The following is a 16,585-nucleotide window of genomic DNA, read 5'->3' as shown; positions in this document are numbered from 1 at the left end:
ACAGGGGGACGGCCGTGGCGCGTTCCGGACGGGCGCTCGCCCGAGGACCCGTTCCAGGAGGGGGCCGCGGCCCCGGCGTGCCCGGGACGGGCTCTCACCCGCCGGAGAGGTGCCGGAGGGTGTAGTCGGCGGCGGCGAAGTCACCGCCCTGGGGGTCGTCGTCGCCCAGGTGACCCGCCGCCCCCGCGAACCGGTCCGCGTACGCCTCGGCGTCGTCGATCGGGCGGTATCCGAGCCGGTCGTCCAGCTCCCAGAACCGGCGCGTGTTGGCCGAGACCGCGTACACGGCGGCGAAGGTGACGTCCGGCCCGGTCAGCGCGGCCCAGACGAAGCCCGCGCAGTCTCGGGGGCTCAGCCAGGTGGCCAGGTGCCGGGGATCGGCGGGCTCGGTCTCCAGGCTGCCGATGCGCAGGCAGACCACCTGGAGGCCGAACTTGTCGGCGTACAGGCGGCCGAGCGCCTCCACGGCGACCTTGCTGACCCCGTACAGCCCGTCCGGCCGGGGAGGCATGTCCGCCGAGACCGTCCGGCCGGCCGGGTAGCAGCCGGTCAGCCGGTTGCTGCTGGCCAGCACCACGCGCCCGACGCCGGTGCGCCGCGCGGCCTCCAGCACGTACTGGGTGCCCAGGACGTTGCCCTCCAGGAGGTCGGGGAGCGGAGCCTCGTCCGGGACCCCGGCCAGGTGCACGACCGCGTCGGCGCCCTCGATGATCGACGCCACCTCCCCGGCCGAGGACAGGCCGGACCGGTGGACCTCCTCGTTCGGCCCCCCGGCGGTCAGCGGCACCCGGTCCACCGAGATCAACCGGCGCACCCGGGCGCGCAGCGGCCCCCGCAGCACGGACCCGACCCGCCCGGCGGCACCGGTGAGCACGACCGTTCCCATCGTCATGGGTCGCAGTCTGTCACCGGCCACCGACGCTTTCCCTCACCGGCCGGTCGGGTTCCCTCACCGGCCGGTCAGGACACGATCCGACGGCGGGAGCCTCCTGAGGTGACGGACGGGGTGCGCGGGGGTCCGCAGGCGACGGCCGGCGTAGCGGACGCCGCCGTGGACGACCCGTGAGGCCAGGGCCAGCCAGATGCAGGTGGCGCGCTCCAGCACCCAGACCGGCGCGAACAGCACGGTGACCGGGGGGAAGACCCTGCGCCCGCCCGCCTTCCTGCGGCCGGTCTCGGCCATCGCGACCGTCAGGGCGGCACCCGCGAGGATCGGGCGGGGACGGCGCCGCAGCAGGCCGGCGACCAGCAGGGGGGCGATCGCCAGGAAGAGCACCATCCGGGCCGGCTGCGCCAGGTCGTCGTAGGCCTGGCGGACCCGCTGTGACCAGAACCTGGCCGGATCCGGAGGCAGGCGGCGGACGTAGAGGTCCAGCGGGCGCTCCTCGCGCCCGCCGTGGGCGCGGACGGTGCGGATGAGCTCCAGGTTCTCGAACAGCACGTCGCCGTCGTAGCCGCCCATCGCGACGAACGTCGAGCGGCGGATGCCGAACGTGCCGGGATAGTCGGCGCCCAGGGCGCGGTTCAGCAGGGTCCGGGCGGTGTCCCAGCGGGCGTGCCAGGGCAGCGGGTCGAAGTAGTTCTGCGGGCGGACCAGGTCGGTGGTGCGCAGCAGGGCGTCGATCCTGGCGAGCTCGGCCTCGTCGTAGCGGACGTCGTCGTCGGCGATGACGACGTGCTCGGCGCGCGCCAGGCGCATGCCGGTGATCACCCCGTTGACCTTGCCGTTGGCGAACCGCAGGTCGGCGTCGGGGGGCACGTGGCGCACCAGGCCCTTCCAGCGGTCGGCGTGCCGTTCGAACAGGGGAGAGGGGGAGCCGTCGACGACGGTGACGTTCACGAGCCCGCCGAGCCCGCGCAGGTACTCGGTCAGCTCGTCCAGGTCGCCGTCGTCGTCCCAGCGCAGCGGCAGGACGTAGTCCATGGTCGGCATGTCCGTCACCGGCCCGCCGCCATCAGGTCGGCCTGGCGCAGCGAGGTGACGCCGAGCCGCCAGCGGTCCATCAGGTGCTCGGCGAACAGGCGGTCCAGGGTCAGGCCGCAGGCCGCGCCGTACAGGACGTCCTGGGCGAGGCCCGGCTCGGCGTCGGCGAACCCACCGCACATGTCGTGGGCGGCGATCTGCTCGTGGACGGCGTCGGCCTGGACGTGCTCGTCGTAGAAGCGGCAGGCCGCGGCGTCCCCGCCCAGCCGCCGCAGCCCGCGGGCGTAGGTGAGGTTGGGCAGCGACGAGGTCATCTCGAAGGCCGCGAGGTGGCCGAGCAGGGCGCCGCGGTGGCGCCGGTGCAGGCCGAACAGCGACATGGTGTTGCCGATCGCCAGGGTGATGGCCGGGACCCGCTCCAGGTGGGCGCCGTAGGAGTCGTCCAGGTCCAGGGCGCGCATGGTGGCGCGGAACAGCTCCGAGTGCATGCGGTCCAGGCGGCCGCCGCCGTACTCGTCGGTCTGGATCTCCACCAGGGCGGCCTTGGCCGCGCCGTGCAGGCGGGGGATGGCCCAGGTGTGCGGGTCGGCCTCCTTGAGGTGGTAGATCGAGCGGTGGGCGACGAACTCGCGGAACTGCTCCAGATCGGCCTTCCTGGCCAGGAAGGCGGCGAGCCCGGGGCCGCCGTCGGTGGTCGCCACCAGATCGGCGAGCGCGCGGCGCATGGGCGTGCCGCCCGGCGGGGAAGGGCGGGGGACGGTACGGCGCAGGCCCTCCTCGAACAGACGCTCCAGGTCCTGTCGCAGCGCGAGCAGGGAGGGGTTCCACTCCCACTCGTCGTCGACCTCCTCGAAACCCCGGTAGTGCAGCTCGTAACAGGCGAAGAGGGCCAGCTGCAGGTCCTCGTCGTACAGCGCAGGTCCCTGAGGGGAGAAGGAGGGAGGATCGAAACGACGGGGCGGGCTCGCCAGCTCCTCGAAGAGGAAGGCGGTGAGGGGACCTCGGGGTGTGGGCAGCTTCATCGTGGACTCCCACTCGTCGAACACCTGTGCCATACGCACCTCCGTGCCCCCACGTCGCGGGGGCTAACCTGCGGGGATGTCCGGCGGTGAGAACGCCTGGTCAGGGTCGTGACGGGACGACCAGGGCAGATCGCCGGGAAGGACGGGACTTTGGTCCCTAACGTCCGCCGGAGGCGAGGAGGCAGCCTGGAGGGTATGAAGCTCGACTCGGCAGGTCTGCAGATCCTCTCCCGGCACGAGTGCGTGGCGCTCCTGGGGTCGGTCCCGATCGGGCGCATCGTGTTCACCGACCGCGCCCTGCCCGCGGTCCAGCCGGTCAACTTCGTGCTGGACGCCGAGCGGGTGGTGATCCGTACCGCCGCCGGTTCCAAGCTGGCCGCGGCGGCACAGGACGCGATCGTGGCGTTCGAGGCCGACGAGTTCGACCCGGGGACGCGTACCGGATGGTCGGTCACCGTGGTCGGGCCCGCACGGGCGGTGCGCGAACCCGAGGAGATCGAGCACCTGGCCGGGCTTCCGCTGCACACCTGGGCGCCGGGCGGCCGGGACCACTACATCGTGGTGGGGACCGAGCACGTCACCGGCCGCCGCCTGTCCTCGGTGGACGTGGGCTAGGTCGTCTCGTCCGGCTCACGCCCTGCCGCACGCCGGGTACGTGGCGGGAGGTCCTGCGATCCCGGACCGGCGTGCCGAGCCGACTAAGGTGTCGCCATGAGTGATCGTCCCGGACCTCGGGCCATGTCGCCGGTGCTGCTCGGCGCGGGCGGTGGCGACTGGTCGCCGGTCACCGCGGGCGAGTCGGGAGCCGCCGTCTTCCGCGACGCCGACGCCACCCGGTACGCCAAGTGCGTGCCCGCCGCGGACGCGGCCGGCCTGAGGGCCGAGCGTGACCGGGTCGCATGGCTGAACGATCAGGGTGTGCCCGGCCCCCGGGTGCTCGACTGGCACTCCGGCGACACGGGCGCCTGCCTGGTGACCAGCGCCGTTCCCGGCGTGTCCGCCGACCAGGTGCCCGCCGAGGACCTCCGGGCCGCCTGGGAACGCATCGCGGACGCGGTCCGCCGGCTGCACGAGGTGCCGGTGCCGCGATGCCCGTTCCGCCGGGACCTGGACGCCATGGTCGCCCTGGCGCGCGACGTCGTGGCCCGTGACGCCGTCAAGGCGGAGTTCCTCCCCGTCGAGCAGCGGCACACGCCCCCCGGGGAACTGCTGGACCGCCTCGTCCGGCAGGTACCACGGCGACGGGAGCAGGAGACCGCCGACACGGTCGTCTGCCATGGGGACCTGTGCCTGCCCAACATCATCCTCGATCCGCGGACCCTGGACGTGTCGGGCTTCATCGACCTGGGCCGCCTCGGACGGGCCGACCGTTACGCCGACCTGGCGCTGCTGCTCGCCAGCGCGCGGGAGACGTGGGAGGACGAGGAGCGGGGGCGGGCCGCGGACACGGCGTTCGCCGAGAGGTACGGCATCGTCCTCGACCACGACCGCCTGCGCTTCCACCTCCATCTCGACCCGCTCACCTGGGGCTGATCGATCCCGCGGGGATCGTCTCCCGCGGGGATCGTCGGGCGGGCCGGAGGAGGACGCCTGCGACACGGGGTCCGGCCGGAGGACGGCCCCGGTCCTCCGTAGCGGGTGGCGATGCCGCGCCGCCGCCCGAGGCGGCCGACGGTGTCGCGCCGCCCCTACGCCTCACGGCCGGAGGCCGACGGCCATGGGCGGGAGGGGGCCGGAGGTCGGCGTTCGTCGAGGATGTCGCCGACGGGACGCCGCACGGCCGAGGACCGGTCGAACGTGACCCCCAACCTCATGATCATTTGTGGGTGCCGTCCGTCGCAGAGCTCCTCGCTCAGGAAGGCGCGCAGGTGGGGGTTCTCCAGGGCCTGCGTGTGGAAGGCCGCGCTGACGCCGTGGGCACAGGCGTGCAGCAGCAGACGCTGCAGGGCCTGCCCGGCGCCGACCCGGTCGGGACGCCGGTCGTCGGAGGTGGTGAGGATCGCGACCACGCCGGTGGAGGTGGAGAAGAACTGGTCGTCGTCACCGCCCCAGGGATGGCCGTGGGCGTAGTCGCGCTGGGCGAAGTGCGGGCGGGTGACCCGGGGCTCGCGCGGGTAACCCGTGGCCGGCACCCCGTCGGTCCGGCCGCTGCCCGGGGGACGGGCCCAGCGGGCCACCTCCAGGTCGGCCGGGCGGTCCCGGGACAGGGCGTCCTGGGCGGCGCCGGTGATCTGGGCCAGGATGCGGGTCCCGGCCTCGGAGGTGACCGGTCGCAGGTGCGCCCCCTCGGTCCCGGCGCGGGCGGCGAGGGCCCTCAGGAGCCGGTCGGGGACGGGAAGGTCGGTGAAACCGGCCCGGTGGGTACGCCGGCGCTCGATCTCGGCGTACAGCAGCCGGGTGTCGTCGTCGGCCGTCACGGCCTGACCGGCGCGCACGGTGGCCACCAGGGCGGGCCGGTCGGGGTCGGGCAGGACGCGCACCACGGGCTCGTGGCCCAGGGCGCGCAGCGCGAGCCGGACGTTGAGCAGGGCCGCGCCGCAGCCGATCAGCATCTGCCGGCCGGTGGCGTCACCCAGGCGCAGCCTGCGCTCGTCGTCGGCGCGCAGCGCGAGCTCGGAGCCGTCGATGACGAACGACCAGGGCTGGGTGTTGTGCACCGACGGCGCCCACCTGCCCGCCTCCACCGCCGCGCGCAGCACCGAGGTGATCTCCGGGGAGGTCTCCGGGGAGGTCTCCATCACGCCCTCCCGGCGGCGCGTACCACGGCGACCGGGCAACGGGCGTGGTGCAGGACACCGTGGCCGACCGAGCCCAGCACGACCGCCCCGAGCCCTCTCAGGCCGCGCGACCCGACGACGACCAGGTCGGCGGTGGCGGAGGCGTCGCAGAGCGCGCCGGCCGGGTGCCCGCAGACCACGACCTGCTCCACCTCGACCTTCGGGTACTTCTCACGCCAGGGAACGAGCGTCTCGGCGGCGACCCGCTCCTCCGCCGCGGAGATGTCCTCGACCAGCGGCGTGTAGACGGCCGCACCCGGGCTCAGCACGGGCATCTGCCAGGCGTGGACCGCCCTCAGCCCGGCGCCGCGCCGGGCGGCCTCCTCGAAGGCGTATGCCAGGGCGGCCTCAGAGTGGTCGGAGCCGTCGAAGCCGACGACGATCCGGCCGTACGTCCGCCCGGGGCCATCGGAGGTGCCGGGGGTCCCGGGGGTCTCGGGTTCCCGGGGCTCGGGGGAGTGCTCTCCGGGACCGACGACCACGACGGGGACGTCCAGGTGGCCGGCCAGGGTGCGGGAGACCGAGCCGAGCAGCAGCCCGGTGAACCCGCCCAGCCCACGGCTGCCCACCACGATCTGCACGGCCTCCGCGGCCTCGTCCCGCAGAACCTCGGCCGCCGGCCCGTCCTGGAGGACGGTCAGGACGTCCAGGCCCGGAACCCGTTCGCGGGCCAGGTCGGCCGCGGCCCGCAGGGTGTCCCTGCCACGCTCGGACACCGCCTCGTGGAAACCGGGCGGGGTGTGCATCGGGATGTCGTACGTCCACGGCTCGCACGCGTGGACGATCCTCAGCGGGAGCCCGCGGCGTGCCGCGTCCTCGGCGGTCCAGACGACCGCCCTGTCCGCCGCGGCCGAGCCGTCCGTTCCCACCATCACGTACGCCGTCATGCGGGCCTCCTCGACGTGTCCGATTCTCGGTTCACCTCTCCATACGACCACGGTCGGGTTGTCTCCACAGCGGCCGAACGACCCTCCCGGCAGGGACTTCGGTCCCATGGTGGTGCGGTGGCTCGACGGCGCGACGGCTCGACGGCGCGGTGGCCGCCGTGACGGGGCCGCGCCGATCGTGTACGGCATCGTGTCCCCGGCGGTCCGGCGGTCCGGTGTGCCCGGATATGCCGGGGGCGTGCCGATCCTGGGCGGCATCGTGTCCACGCCGGCCCGGTGTGCCCGCGTGTGGTGGGTCCTCCCGGCGGGAAGGGACGAAAGACCCTGTCCCGAGGCGGTGAGGTCGGGACCTGCGACCCTGGAACCGGGATGCCCGGCCGAGGTCCCATGGTGGAGGAGGATCCGACGGACCCTCCTGAGGAAGGGAGAACGGCCATGTCCGGTCCGATCATCGCCGGGACCGACGGCTCCGCCGGCGCCACCACCGCCGTCGAGTGGGCCGCCGACGACGCCGCCCGCGCGGGCCTGCCGCTGCGCGTCGTCACCGCGGTGTACCCCCGGCCGAGCGACGTCCCCAGGTCCATCGTCCTCGAGGAGGACGTGATCACCGCCGACGCCCGCAGGGTGCTGGCCGAGGCCGAGGCCACGGTGCGCGCCCGGCGGCCCTTCGTCGAGGTGAGCACCGCCCTGATCGAGGGCCCGCCCCCGCTGGTCCTGCGCGACCAGGGCCAGGCCGCCGAGGAGATCGTCATCGGCACCCGGGGGCTCGGCGGCTTCGCCGCGGCCGTCCTCGGCTCGGTCAGCATGCACGTCGCCGGGCACGCGCACTGCCCGGTCGTGGTGGTCCACCCGAGCACCGGGCCGGCGCACGACGAGATCACGGTCGGTGTCGACGACTCCGACGCCTGCGAACCCGCCCTCGCCTACGCCTTCCACCAGGCGGGCCTGCGCGGCGCCAGGCTGCGCGTGGTCCACGCCTGGCAGCTCCCCGTGCACGCCTTCGCCCCGGAGGCCGCCTACGCCATGGACGACATCCGCGCCGCCCAGCACGTGGTCGTGGCCGAACGGCTCGCCGCCTGGCGGCAGAAGTACCCCGGGGTCGATCTCGTCGAGGACGTCCGGTGCGCGCACCCCGTCGACGCGCTCGTCGAGGCCTCCGAGGGCAGTGACCTGCTCGTCGTCGGCTCCCACGGCCGCGGCGCCCTGAGCTCGCTGCTGCTGGGCTCGGTCAGCCGGGGCGTCCTGCACCACGCCCGCTGCACCGTGGCGGTCGTGCGCTCGTAGGTCGCGCGGTTCCCCGCCGGGACCGGCCACGAGGACACGCCGTGCCCGTCGGTGCCCGCCCGTTCCCGTCATGCCGGAGAGGCAGGGGAGGCCGCCCTGTCCCGTTTCGCGTCGCGCTGGACACCCGGGACGTTCTGGGCGGGCTACGCCCGGCGGGAGCGGAGCGCCTTGAGGATCTTCACCCCGGTCACCTCTCCGGCGACGACGGCCCTGTACTCCTCCGACTCCATCGGGCAGAGCCTCACCCGTCCGGCCCCGTCGAACAGCAGGCCCCAGCCGTACTTCTTCGGCAGCGGCGACGAGCGCAGGCACGCCTGCGGGGTGGCGAAGAACCGCTCGCGCAGCTGTACCCGCTCGGCCGCCGGTGGCGGCGGCTCCTGCCGGTTCAGCCAGCTTCCGAAGAGCACGTCCTCCTGGGTCAGGCCACCCGGATCGGCGTTGATCATCTCGAACTGCACCACCGCGACCGTCCTCTTCCCGGCCCTGGGCACCGGCACCACGGAACCGTCTACCGGGCAGTCGTCCGCGACCGCGATGAGGGTGTCGTAATAGTTCAGATCCATGCAGGCATGATGCCCCGCCCCCCTCTCATCCGGGTAACCGCGGTTCTCCGCACGTCGCGGGACGAGGGCGGCCGCGCCGGAACGGTCCGGCCGCACCGTGACGCGGGTTCGGCGACCGGGACGGATCCGGTGATCTCCCGCCCACGTACCGACGTGCCGACGTGTCGGGGGTAGGGGAACGGCGCGCGGGGACGAGGCGGTCAGCGGGCTCGCGCCGGAGCCGGGGTGGACGTGGTGAAGCGTCTCAGCACCCATTCGACCGGGCCCTGCCGGTGGTGGCGCAGCCAGCGGTCGCTCAGCACCAGCAGGATCACGTAGATCGCCGCGGCCACGCCCATCACGGCGACCGGCGTCAGCCTGCCGGCCAGCCCCAGGCCGTACCCGGTGAAGACCAGGCAGGCCAGCACCGACTGGCCGATGTAGTTGGAGGCCGCGGCCCGGCCGGCCGGAGCCAGGGCCCTGCCGATCGCCGGGACGCGGCCGATCAGGGCGAGCAGGGTGACCACGTACGCGGCCGACAGCAGGGGTGAGGTCACCGTGTTGACCGCCAGGCCGAACAGCTCCGTGGCGCCGTGGGACTGGGACGTCCAGGTGACGGCGACCGCGACGGGCATGCCGACGCCGTACCCCAGCCACAGGATCCGCGGGACCAGGTGGGCCCAGCGCTCCCGCTCCTCGAAGAGCCGGCACTCACCGGCCACCATGCCGAACAGGAACATCGCCATCGCCGTCGAGCCCTGGCCGAGCCACACGATCGGCGCGAGGACCGGATAGGTCTCCAGCTGGAACCGCAGGAAGGTCAGCGGCCCACCGGTGACCATGGCCTCCACCCGCGCGGAGGCCGCGCCGCCGGGGGCCGGGGGAGGCATGCCGACAAGGTCGGACATGACGAGCCCGGCCAGCACGAGCCAGATCGCCGCCGTCACGCCGATGATCCAGCAACCGGCCCTGATCGCGGTCCTGGGCCGGATGCCGCGCATTGCCAGCAGCAGCACGCCGAGCACGGCGTACAGGGTGAGGATGTCGCCGGCCCAGAGCAGGAGCCCGTGCAGCACGCCCAGGACGAACAGGCTGAGGCAGCGGCGGAGCATGCGCGTCCTGACGTCGCCCTCACCCCAAGCCCGCCGCTGCAACGTGAAGGAATAGCCGAACAGGAACGCGAAGATGACGTAGAACTTCGTCAGCGTCAGGGTGCGGACGACCAGATCGACGGGACCCTCGCTGAGCGGCATGGTGCCCAGGTCGGCGGCGTATCCGGGGTCGGCGAAGAAACCGATGTTGGCGGCCAGGATGCCGCCCAGTGCGAAGCCGCGCACGGCGTCGATCTCGTGAACGCGCCGGGGCGCGGGTGCCGTGGACTGGTTCATGCCCTGATGCTACGAAGCCGGAGAGTGACAGGGCCGGTACTTCGGGTGAGCGAATCTGGCCGGAGTCGGCCGCCGGTGCGCGGGACCCGCCGCGTCATGCCCAGGCCCGGTCGGGCCGGGGTCCTGCCCGACCGAGGCGGGTCCCGGTCCGGGCGTCCGCCCGTCCCGCGACGGAGGTACGGGCCGATGGCCCTACAGTTGCTGTCGTGGATCGAGTCGAGGTCGCGGTACGCAGGCCGCAGGGTCCGGATGAGCGACTCCGCGTGGGAGCGGTGCTCTCACGCACCGGGACCCTCGCCAGAGTCCGGTGGAACGACGACGGTGTGGTGGAGGAGAACGTACGGCTCGGCGGTGAGAACCTGCTGGCCGTCGTCGGCACCCGGCGACACCAGTTCCTGATGGACCTGCCCTCCCTGATCGAGCGCTTCACGGCCGATCCGGTCACCGTGGTCCTGGACCTTCTGCGCGAGAGCCCGCGAGGGCTCAAGGCGCCGGCGATCAAGGAGCTCCTCGTCGAGCTGGGCCTGGACCCGGCGATCGTGGACCGGACCTGGCGGAGCGTGCAGGCGCGGCTGTCCAGGCACGACGACGTGTACATCAAGGCGAACACCTACCGGTGGAAGCGGCCCGTCCGGTCCAGGGACGGGCTCGGTGACTCGACGGCCGGTGATCCTCCGGCGCCCGCGACTCCCGAGAGCGAGACGAAGCCCGGGGCGGGGGTCGGCCCGGAGCCCGGGACCGAAGGCGGGGCGGCCGGTTCCCCGGCTTCCGGAGCGGCCCCCGAGACCTCCCGGACGGTCACGGCTCCCGCGGTTCCGGAAACGGTTCCCGGCACGCCCGAAGCGGCTCCCGGCGCTCCCACGTCCGGAGACCCTGTCCCTGCTCCCGGTGACCCCGAAGGGGATCGCGCGCTTTCCGAGGCGACCCCGGCGCCCTCCACGGCCGCGGATGAGAAGCCCGGCCCGGAGGCCGACGGGGAGATCGTCCAGAAGCCCGTCCAGAAGCCCGGCCGGAAGTCCGACCAGAAGGCCGATCGCAGAGCCGCTCGGAAGGCCGACTCCAAGGGAGATGAGACGGCCGCTCCGGTCGAGACGGCGGAAGAGCGCGCACGTGCGCTCGCCGAGCGGTGCGAGCGGCTGGAACAGGACCTGCGGACCGTCGCCGACAGGGCGATCGGCCTCCGTGCCGTCCAGGAGCGGCAGCTTCGGCTGGACGGAGCCCGGGTGCTCGCCGACCTCGCGGCGGAGATCGAGGAGATGGTGACCGGCGGGGCCACCCCGGAGGTCGTGGTGGGACGGGTCCGGGACCTCGTGGCGGCACAGGCGCTGCGTCCCGTCGGGAAGGCGGGCGAGGAGACGGCCTTCGACCCGGCCGAGCACGAACCGCTGACCGGCGCGCCCGAGCCGGGAACGCCCGTGCGCGTCGTCCGTCCCGGATACCGCTGGACCGCCTCCGAGGGGATCCTGCTGCACAGGGCGCTGGTCGAACGATCGGGGACCTGATCAGGGTTCTGACCGCGCCGACGATGCCCGCCGGTCCGCACGAGGGCACCGGACGCGCCGTCGAACGAGACGAGGGCACCGGAGAGGCCATCGAACAAGACGAAGGCGGCGAAGGGGTCATGGAACGGGACGGGGTCACCGGGCGGGACGAGGACACCGGACGCGCCGGCGGACCGTCTCCCCGCGGGGCCCCGCTCGCGAGGACCGGCATGACCTCGTTGCGTCCCGCTCCGCCGGAAGCGGTCGCCGCGGCCCTGGCCGAGGTCGCCGAGCTGGGGCCGTTCTTCTCCATCGGGGCCGGGGAGCACGGGGGGATGTGGCGGTCCGTCGAGGAGGCCTACGCCGACGGTTTCGCGCATCTGGTCTCGGCCTTCGCGACCCGCCACGGCCTGTCGGAACGGCGCGTGGCCGTCTCGGTGGTCCAGCTGGGCCACGCGGCGAGGTTGTGGTCGCCGGTGCTGGGCTGTGCCGTGACGCACGGCATCGTTCCCGACCTCGGCGGCCTGCGGCAACGGGTGGACGGTTCCGCCCTGTGGCTGCCGGAGGCCCGGGGCTGGTGGGCGCCCCGCGGTCAGGCGCTCGTGCGGGTGATGTACCGGCTGGTGATGGAGGAACACCTGGCGGTCCTGGCCAGGGGGCTGCGGGTCAAGGTGGCGGCCGGGCTCCTGCACGGGAACGCGGCGTCCGCTCTCGCCGGGGCGGCCCATGCCGTCGTACGGGCCCGTCCCGGTCTGCGCCGGCCGGTGACCTCCCTCGCCGTCGCGCTGCTCGGCGTCGGCGACCTGCGTGGCACCGGCGCGTTCACCGGACCGGATCTGGCGTTCCGCCGGCGGAGCTGCTGTCTGTACTACCGCCTTCCGGACGGCGGGGTCTGCGGGGACTGCTGCCTGATCGGGAAACACCCCTGAGGTCACTCACCTGAGCAGGAGGTGCCCGTGAGGTCACCCGCCTGAGCGGGAAACACCCCTGAGGTCACCCGTGGGGACGGCGGATCACACGCCTGGTTCGACGACCCCGTGTTCGTAGGCGTAGATGATCACCTGGACGCGGTCCCGGCAGCCGAGCTTGGCCAGGAGGTTGGCCACGTGGGTCTTGACCGTGGAGATGCTCACCGTCAGGGCCTGGGCGATCTCCACGTTGGACAGGCCCCGGGCGATGAGCACGAGGGTGTCGCGCTCCCGGCCCGTCAGGGCGGGCTGCGGCTCCGAGGAGCGCGGACGCTTCGAGGTACGGGCGAACTCGGCGATGAGGCGCCGGGTGACGCCGGGCGCCACCAGACCCTGCCCCGAGGCGACCACCCGGACCGCCTCCACCAGCTGGTCGGGCTCGACGTCCTTCAGGATGAAACCGTGCGCGCCGCCGCGCAGGGCGGCGAAGACGTACTCGTCGAGGTCGAACGTCGTCACGACGAGGACGGAGATCGGGTTCTTCACGCCCGGCCCGGCCCGCTGCTCGGTCGCGGCGATGCCGTCGAGGACGGGCATGCGCACGTCCATCAGGACCAGGTCGGGCCGGACGTGCCTGGCGAGTCGGACCGCCTCCTGGCCGTCGCACGCCTCTCCGATGATCCGGAGGTCGGGTTCCGACTCCAGGATGGTGCGGAAACCGGCCCGGACCACGGCCTGGTCGTCGGCGATGAGGATGGTGACGGTCATGGGCGACCGCCTGGGGGGACGGTCATGGGCGGCCCTCGGGAAAGACGGTCATGGACGACCGCGTGGGAAGACGGTCATGGGCGATCCTCGCGACAGAGGACCATGGGCGGCTCACGGGAAGGACGGTCATGGGTGCTCCGCGGGGAAGGAGGCGCTGACGAGCCAGCCGCCGTCGGGTTGCGGGCCGACGGTGAGCTCCCCGCCCGCGTGACTGACGCGCTCGCGCATACCGAGCAGCCCGTAACCGCAGTCGGTGGCCGGGGGCGTGGGCCTGCGGGCGGGCCTGGTGTTGCGCACCGTCACCGCGAAGCCCGTGTCGTCGAACGTCGTCGTCACGCTGACCGCGGAGCCGGGGGCGTGGCGGCGGGCGTTGGTCAGCGCCTCGCGCACGAGGCGGGAGACGGCGAGGTCGGTGGTGACGGGCAACGGGCGTGGCCGGCCCGAGGCGCGGACCTCGACGTCCATGCCGGTGGCCCGAGAGCGCCGGACGGTCTCCTCCAGGCGGGCCAGTGCGGGCGCCCGGCCGTCGACCGAGTCGGGGTCGGTCTCTCGCATGAGGCCGACCAGGGCTCGCAGCGCGGCGAGGGTGTCGCGGCCCTGGGATCTGATCGCGCGCAGCGTCGCCCTCACCGCCGCGGGGTCGCGGTCGAGGAGGCGGTCCGCGGCGCCCGCCTGGACGACGATCGCGGACAGGTCATGGGCGGCGATGTCGTGCAGTTCCCTGGCGATCCTGGCCCGCTCCTCGGCCACGGCCGCCCTGGCCCGTTCCTCGCGCTCGTGGGCGATGCGCGCGGACGCCCTGGCGGCAGCGGCCCGGGTGGCCTGGACGTAGAAGCCCGCGGTGGCGGGGAGCAGGTACGCCGCCGCGGCCGCGGCCACCATGCCGGGGATGTCACCCGGAAGCACGCCCCAGAACGTGAGCAGGCCGCCGTGGTCTCCTCCCGCGGCCGTGCCGAGCAGGGCACCGAGGGTGTGGACGGCCGCGCAGACGGCGATCACGATGGGCGCCCTGGCCAGGGGGAGGCGGCTGGCCACGGTGTAGGAGCAGACCACGATGCCGATGCCGATGAAGGCGGGACGGGTGGGCAGCAGGACGCCCACCAGCGGGATCACGGTGGCCGTGGCGAGCGCGAGGACCGGGCGGCGACGTCGCACGGCGATGGCGGCCAGGTCGGCGGTGGCCAGGAGGAAGCCGATGCCCACGGCCCAGGCGGGCAACCCGGCCAGCCGGTCACCGTGGACGGCGGGCAGCAACCGGGCCGAGCTGAGAGCGATGAGGACGGCGGCGGCCAGCGTGTCGCGCCCCTGGGGCGTGCGGACACCAAGCCGCGCCATTCCCCTGCTCCACGCGCTCATGCCGTTCCGCGAGCCTCTCCGGCGTTCGCGGCACCACCGATCGGCAGCAACCGCCAGTACGTCACGCACCGCCAGGCCCACTCCAGCGGGCCATAGCCGAACCTTCGCAACCACAGATTACTCACCACGGCCTGGGCGAGCAGTATGCCGACACCGAGAAGCAGCGCGGCCGTCCACCGCTTGGAGCCGGGCAGGCCGATGGCCGTGCCGATGGGAACGAACAGCAGGGCGGCGCCGAAGTAGTTGGTCAGAGCCATCCTGCCCATCGGAGCGAGCACCCAGGACAGCGCCGGGCCCACCGGCGTACGGAGCAGGAGAAGGAAACCGGCGACATAGCAGCACGCGGTCGCCAGTGACAGGGTCATCCCGAGCCGGATCTGCGCCGGGTCGGGCGGTGGCAGGGTGATGATCCAGAACGTCAGCGCGCACACGGCCAGCGCCACCACGCCCAGGACGGCCAGGCGGCCGGGATGGTCGTCGAGGGCCTCGGGCACCCTCATCTCGGCCAGTGCGAAGCCGAGCGCGAACAGACCCGGCAGCAGGCCCAGGCCGCCCACTCCGGCGAGGACCCCCGCAAGGATCAGGACCAGCGCCACGGCGAGCAGCGCACGCCGGGGGAGATAGCTGAGAGGCAGCAGGACGAGCAGGCCGGTGACGGCGAACGGCAGCAGCACCTCACCGGGCTGCAGCAGGTGCAGGACGGTGCCCAGCACGGCCAGGGCGAGGAACCGTCTCAGCAGGAGCAGTCTGGGCCTGTACGAACGCTTGGCGGCGGAGCGCAGGAAGATGCCGAACCCCACCCCGAACAGCAGATAGAAGATGGGATAGAAGCGGCCCAGGAAGAACACGCGCAGCGGCTCGGGCAACTGGCCGGCATAGGCGAACATCCCCATGGTCTGGGGGATGTTGATGAAGATGATCCCGCACAGCGCGAAGCCGCGTAGCGCGTCGAGCGCGGAGATCCGCTTCGTCGGCGAGACGGAGGTCTGGGGGAGTGTCGGGGAGCCGGGCATGTGGCCATGGTCGCCGTGGGAGCGGGACCGGCGCTTCGGGACGGCGGCCATTTCTCTCTCGTTCCCGAGAGGGAGGAGGCCTCGGTCGCAGGGCCCACATCACGCCTGCGCGCGACCGGCACAACCGACCGGCACAACCGACCGACGCGGGCGACCGGCACGGACGGACGGACGGCACAACGTATCCGGGCGTTCGTCCCGGAGAGCCGGGGGCGGCCTCCCACCTCGTCCCACCTGCCCGCCGACGCGATCGCGGGTCTCCGGACGGTCCCGGGCCTGTGGACGGTCCGGAGGTCTCCGGACGGTCCCGGCGGCCGGGCGATCCGTCGCGAGGGTGACGCCGCCGACCCGCCACCCGTGACACCCGGCCGTGACACCCGGCCGTGACACCCGGCCGTGACACCCGGCCGTGACACCCGGCCGTGACACCCGGCCGTGACACCCGGCCGTGACACCCGTCCGGCCGGACCCTCAGGCGTGCGTCCGCCGCAGGACCCTGCCGGCCGCCCAGGCGACCAGCCCGCAGACCGCCCCGACCACCACGCCGGTGACCACGCTGCCGACGGCCGAGAACCCCCTTATGATCACCGCTTCCGTGTCCGGCGCGAGCTCGCTCAGGGTGCCGCCGAGCGAGGGCGGGTCGTCGCCCCAGGCGACGTCCCAGAGCAACTGGTGTCCCAGCGCGAGGAACACCCCGTAGAGGGCGCCGACGGCCAGGAGCGTCATGAACGGGGACGGTACCCGCCTGACCAGGACGACGGCGATCCACACGATCGGCGGGACGAAGACGAAGAGGGCGTTGACGAACGTCCCCTCCTGGATCACGTCGAGGTCGTGCAGCACCACGCGGGGAGCGGCCAGCAGGGCCAGCCCGATCAGGGCGGTCATCGGTAACCCCGGAGCGGGGGATCGGTGTCCGGTCATGCGGATCACGGTAGGAACACCGGGCAGGCGGGCACATCCGTCCACGGTCTCGACCGGGTACGTCGCCGGGCGACACGTCACCCGGCGACCTGCCCGTCCCGGGTGACGTCCCGTCCCGGCGAACCGCCCGTCCCGTGTCATACGCCTGTCCGTATGCGCCTGTCCGTATACGCCTGTCCGTGCGACGCACCTGTCCGCGTGACGTGGGGGAAACCACCCGAGTTGCCCCCCCCCCCCCCAGGGGGAAAAGGAACACGCCCTACCCCGCATCCTCTCGCCAGATTTATCTCCGTGGCCTACCCGCGCTAACG

General features: G+C 73.5%; 16 protein-coding genes. 5 read left to right on the top strand and 11 right to left on the bottom strand.

The window, feature by feature from the left end; translation table 11 throughout:
- Window positions 1-94 precede the first annotated feature (94 nt).
- The 3 genes from ACZ6RT_RS21365 to ACZ6RT_RS21355 are packed head-to-tail and all read right to left on the bottom strand — an operon-like array spanning window position 95 to window position 2,979.
- Complete coding sequence (locus tag ACZ6RT_RS21365; RefSeq protein ID WP_399195060.1) at window positions 95-892, bottom strand: NAD-dependent epimerase/dehydratase family protein; 798 nt, start codon at window positions 890-892, stop codon at window positions 95-97.
- A gap of 57 nt (window positions 893-949) precedes the next feature.
- Entirely contained in the window at window positions 950-1,933 is a 984-nt protein-coding gene (locus tag ACZ6RT_RS21360; protein WP_399195062.1) for a glycosyltransferase, read from the bottom strand.
- 5 nt (window positions 1,934-1,938) lie between these two features.
- Window positions 1,939-2,979 carry an iron-containing redox enzyme family protein gene (locus tag ACZ6RT_RS21355; protein WP_470155569.1) on the bottom strand — a complete coding sequence of 347 codons (1,041 nt, stop codon included), beginning with the start codon at window positions 2,977-2,979 and terminating at the stop codon, window positions 1,939-1,941.
- A 162-nt stretch (window positions 2,980-3,141) separates the two neighbouring features.
- Between ACZ6RT_RS21355 and ACZ6RT_RS21350 the strand changes: the two genes are divergently transcribed.
- Both ACZ6RT_RS21350 and ACZ6RT_RS21345 read left to right on the top strand, forming a co-directional pair.
- Entirely contained in the window at window positions 3,142-3,561 is a 420-nt protein-coding gene (locus ACZ6RT_RS21350; protein WP_399195066.1) for a pyridoxamine 5'-phosphate oxidase family protein, read from the top strand.
- A gap of 96 nt (window positions 3,562-3,657) precedes the next feature.
- Window positions 3,658-4,479, top strand: a complete 822-nt coding sequence (locus tag ACZ6RT_RS21345) for an APH(3'') family aminoglycoside O-phosphotransferase (protein WP_470155567.1) — start codon at window positions 3,658-3,660, stop codon at window positions 4,477-4,479.
- A gap of 155 nt (window positions 4,480-4,634) precedes the next feature.
- Here the strand turns inward: ACZ6RT_RS21345 and ACZ6RT_RS21340 are convergent, their stop codons facing one another.
- Both ACZ6RT_RS21340 and ACZ6RT_RS21335 read right to left on the bottom strand, forming a co-directional pair.
- Window positions 4,635-5,684: an Acg family FMN-binding oxidoreductase gene (locus tag ACZ6RT_RS21340; RefSeq protein ID WP_470155566.1), complete on the bottom strand. Its 1,050-nt coding sequence runs from the start codon at window positions 5,682-5,684 to the stop codon at window positions 4,635-4,637.
- The gene (locus tag ACZ6RT_RS21335; protein WP_399195072.1) at window positions 5,684-6,610 is read right to left on the bottom strand and encodes a universal stress protein; all 927 of its coding nucleotides are present in this window, start codon (window positions 6,608-6,610) and stop codon (window positions 5,684-5,686) included. The genes ACZ6RT_RS21340 and ACZ6RT_RS21335 overlap by 1 nt, the downstream gene beginning before the upstream one ends.
- 435 nt (window positions 6,611-7,045) lie before the next feature.
- Here ACZ6RT_RS21335 and ACZ6RT_RS21330 point away from each other — a divergent pair, with 435 nt between their 5' ends.
- Complete coding sequence (locus tag ACZ6RT_RS21330) at window positions 7,046-7,894, top strand: universal stress protein (RefSeq protein ID WP_399195074.1); 849 nt, start codon at window positions 7,046-7,048, stop codon at window positions 7,892-7,894.
- A gap of 143 nt (window positions 7,895-8,037) precedes the next feature.
- Here ACZ6RT_RS21330 and ACZ6RT_RS21325 read toward each other — a convergent pair whose 3' ends face one another.
- Window positions 8,038-8,457 (bottom strand): DUF6157 family protein, encoded by a 420-nt coding sequence (locus tag ACZ6RT_RS21325; RefSeq protein ID WP_399195076.1) that lies wholly within the window; start codon window positions 8,455-8,457, stop codon window positions 8,038-8,040.
- A 200-nt stretch (window positions 8,458-8,657) separates the two neighbouring features.
- Entirely contained in the window at window positions 8,658-9,824 is a 1,167-nt protein-coding gene (locus ACZ6RT_RS21320; protein ID WP_470155564.1) for a DUF418 domain-containing protein, read from the bottom strand.
- 206 nt (window positions 9,825-10,030) lie between these two features.
- Here ACZ6RT_RS21320 and ACZ6RT_RS21315 point away from each other — a divergent pair, with 206 nt between their 5' ends.
- Window positions 10,031-11,326: a hypothetical protein gene (locus ACZ6RT_RS21315; protein ID WP_470155562.1), complete on the top strand. Its 1,296-nt coding sequence runs from the start codon at window positions 10,031-10,033 to the stop codon at window positions 11,324-11,326.
- 209 nt (window positions 11,327-11,535) lie between these two features.
- Window positions 11,536-12,234, top strand: a complete 699-nt coding sequence (locus tag ACZ6RT_RS21310; RefSeq protein WP_470155560.1) for a (2Fe-2S)-binding protein — start codon at window positions 11,536-11,538, stop codon at window positions 12,232-12,234.
- Window positions 12,235-12,318: 84 nt separating this feature from the next.
- Here the strand turns inward: ACZ6RT_RS21310 and ACZ6RT_RS21305 are convergent, their stop codons facing one another.
- The 4 genes from ACZ6RT_RS21305 to ACZ6RT_RS21290 all read right to left on the bottom strand — a co-directional run bounded on the left by ACZ6RT_RS21305 (window position 12,319) and on the right by ACZ6RT_RS21290 (window position 16,274).
- The gene (locus ACZ6RT_RS21305; RefSeq protein WP_470155558.1) at window positions 12,319-12,981 is read right to left on the bottom strand and encodes a response regulator; all 663 of its coding nucleotides are present in this window, start codon (window positions 12,979-12,981) and stop codon (window positions 12,319-12,321) included.
- A 126-nt stretch (window positions 12,982-13,107) separates the two neighbouring features.
- Window positions 13,108-14,316, bottom strand: coding sequence for a sensor histidine kinase (locus ACZ6RT_RS21300; RefSeq protein ID WP_470155557.1), 1,209 nt, complete (start codon window positions 14,314-14,316; stop codon window positions 13,108-13,110).
- Between the two features lie 17 nt (window positions 14,317-14,333).
- A complete protein-coding gene (locus ACZ6RT_RS21295; RefSeq protein WP_470155555.1) occupies window positions 14,334-15,350 on the bottom strand; it encodes a DUF418 domain-containing protein in 1,017 nt (338 codons plus the stop codon).
- Window positions 15,351-15,821: 471 nt separating this feature from the next.
- Window positions 15,822-16,274, bottom strand: a complete 453-nt coding sequence (locus ACZ6RT_RS21290) for a hypothetical protein (protein ID WP_399195090.1) — start codon at window positions 16,272-16,274, stop codon at window positions 15,822-15,824.
- Window positions 16,275-16,585: the final 311 nt, after the last annotated feature.

Source organism: Streptosporangium sp. NPDC050148 (assembly GCF_055586505.1).
Note: the sequence above shows the minus strand (reverse complement) of the source record. Positions and strands in the feature narration are given on the sequence as shown.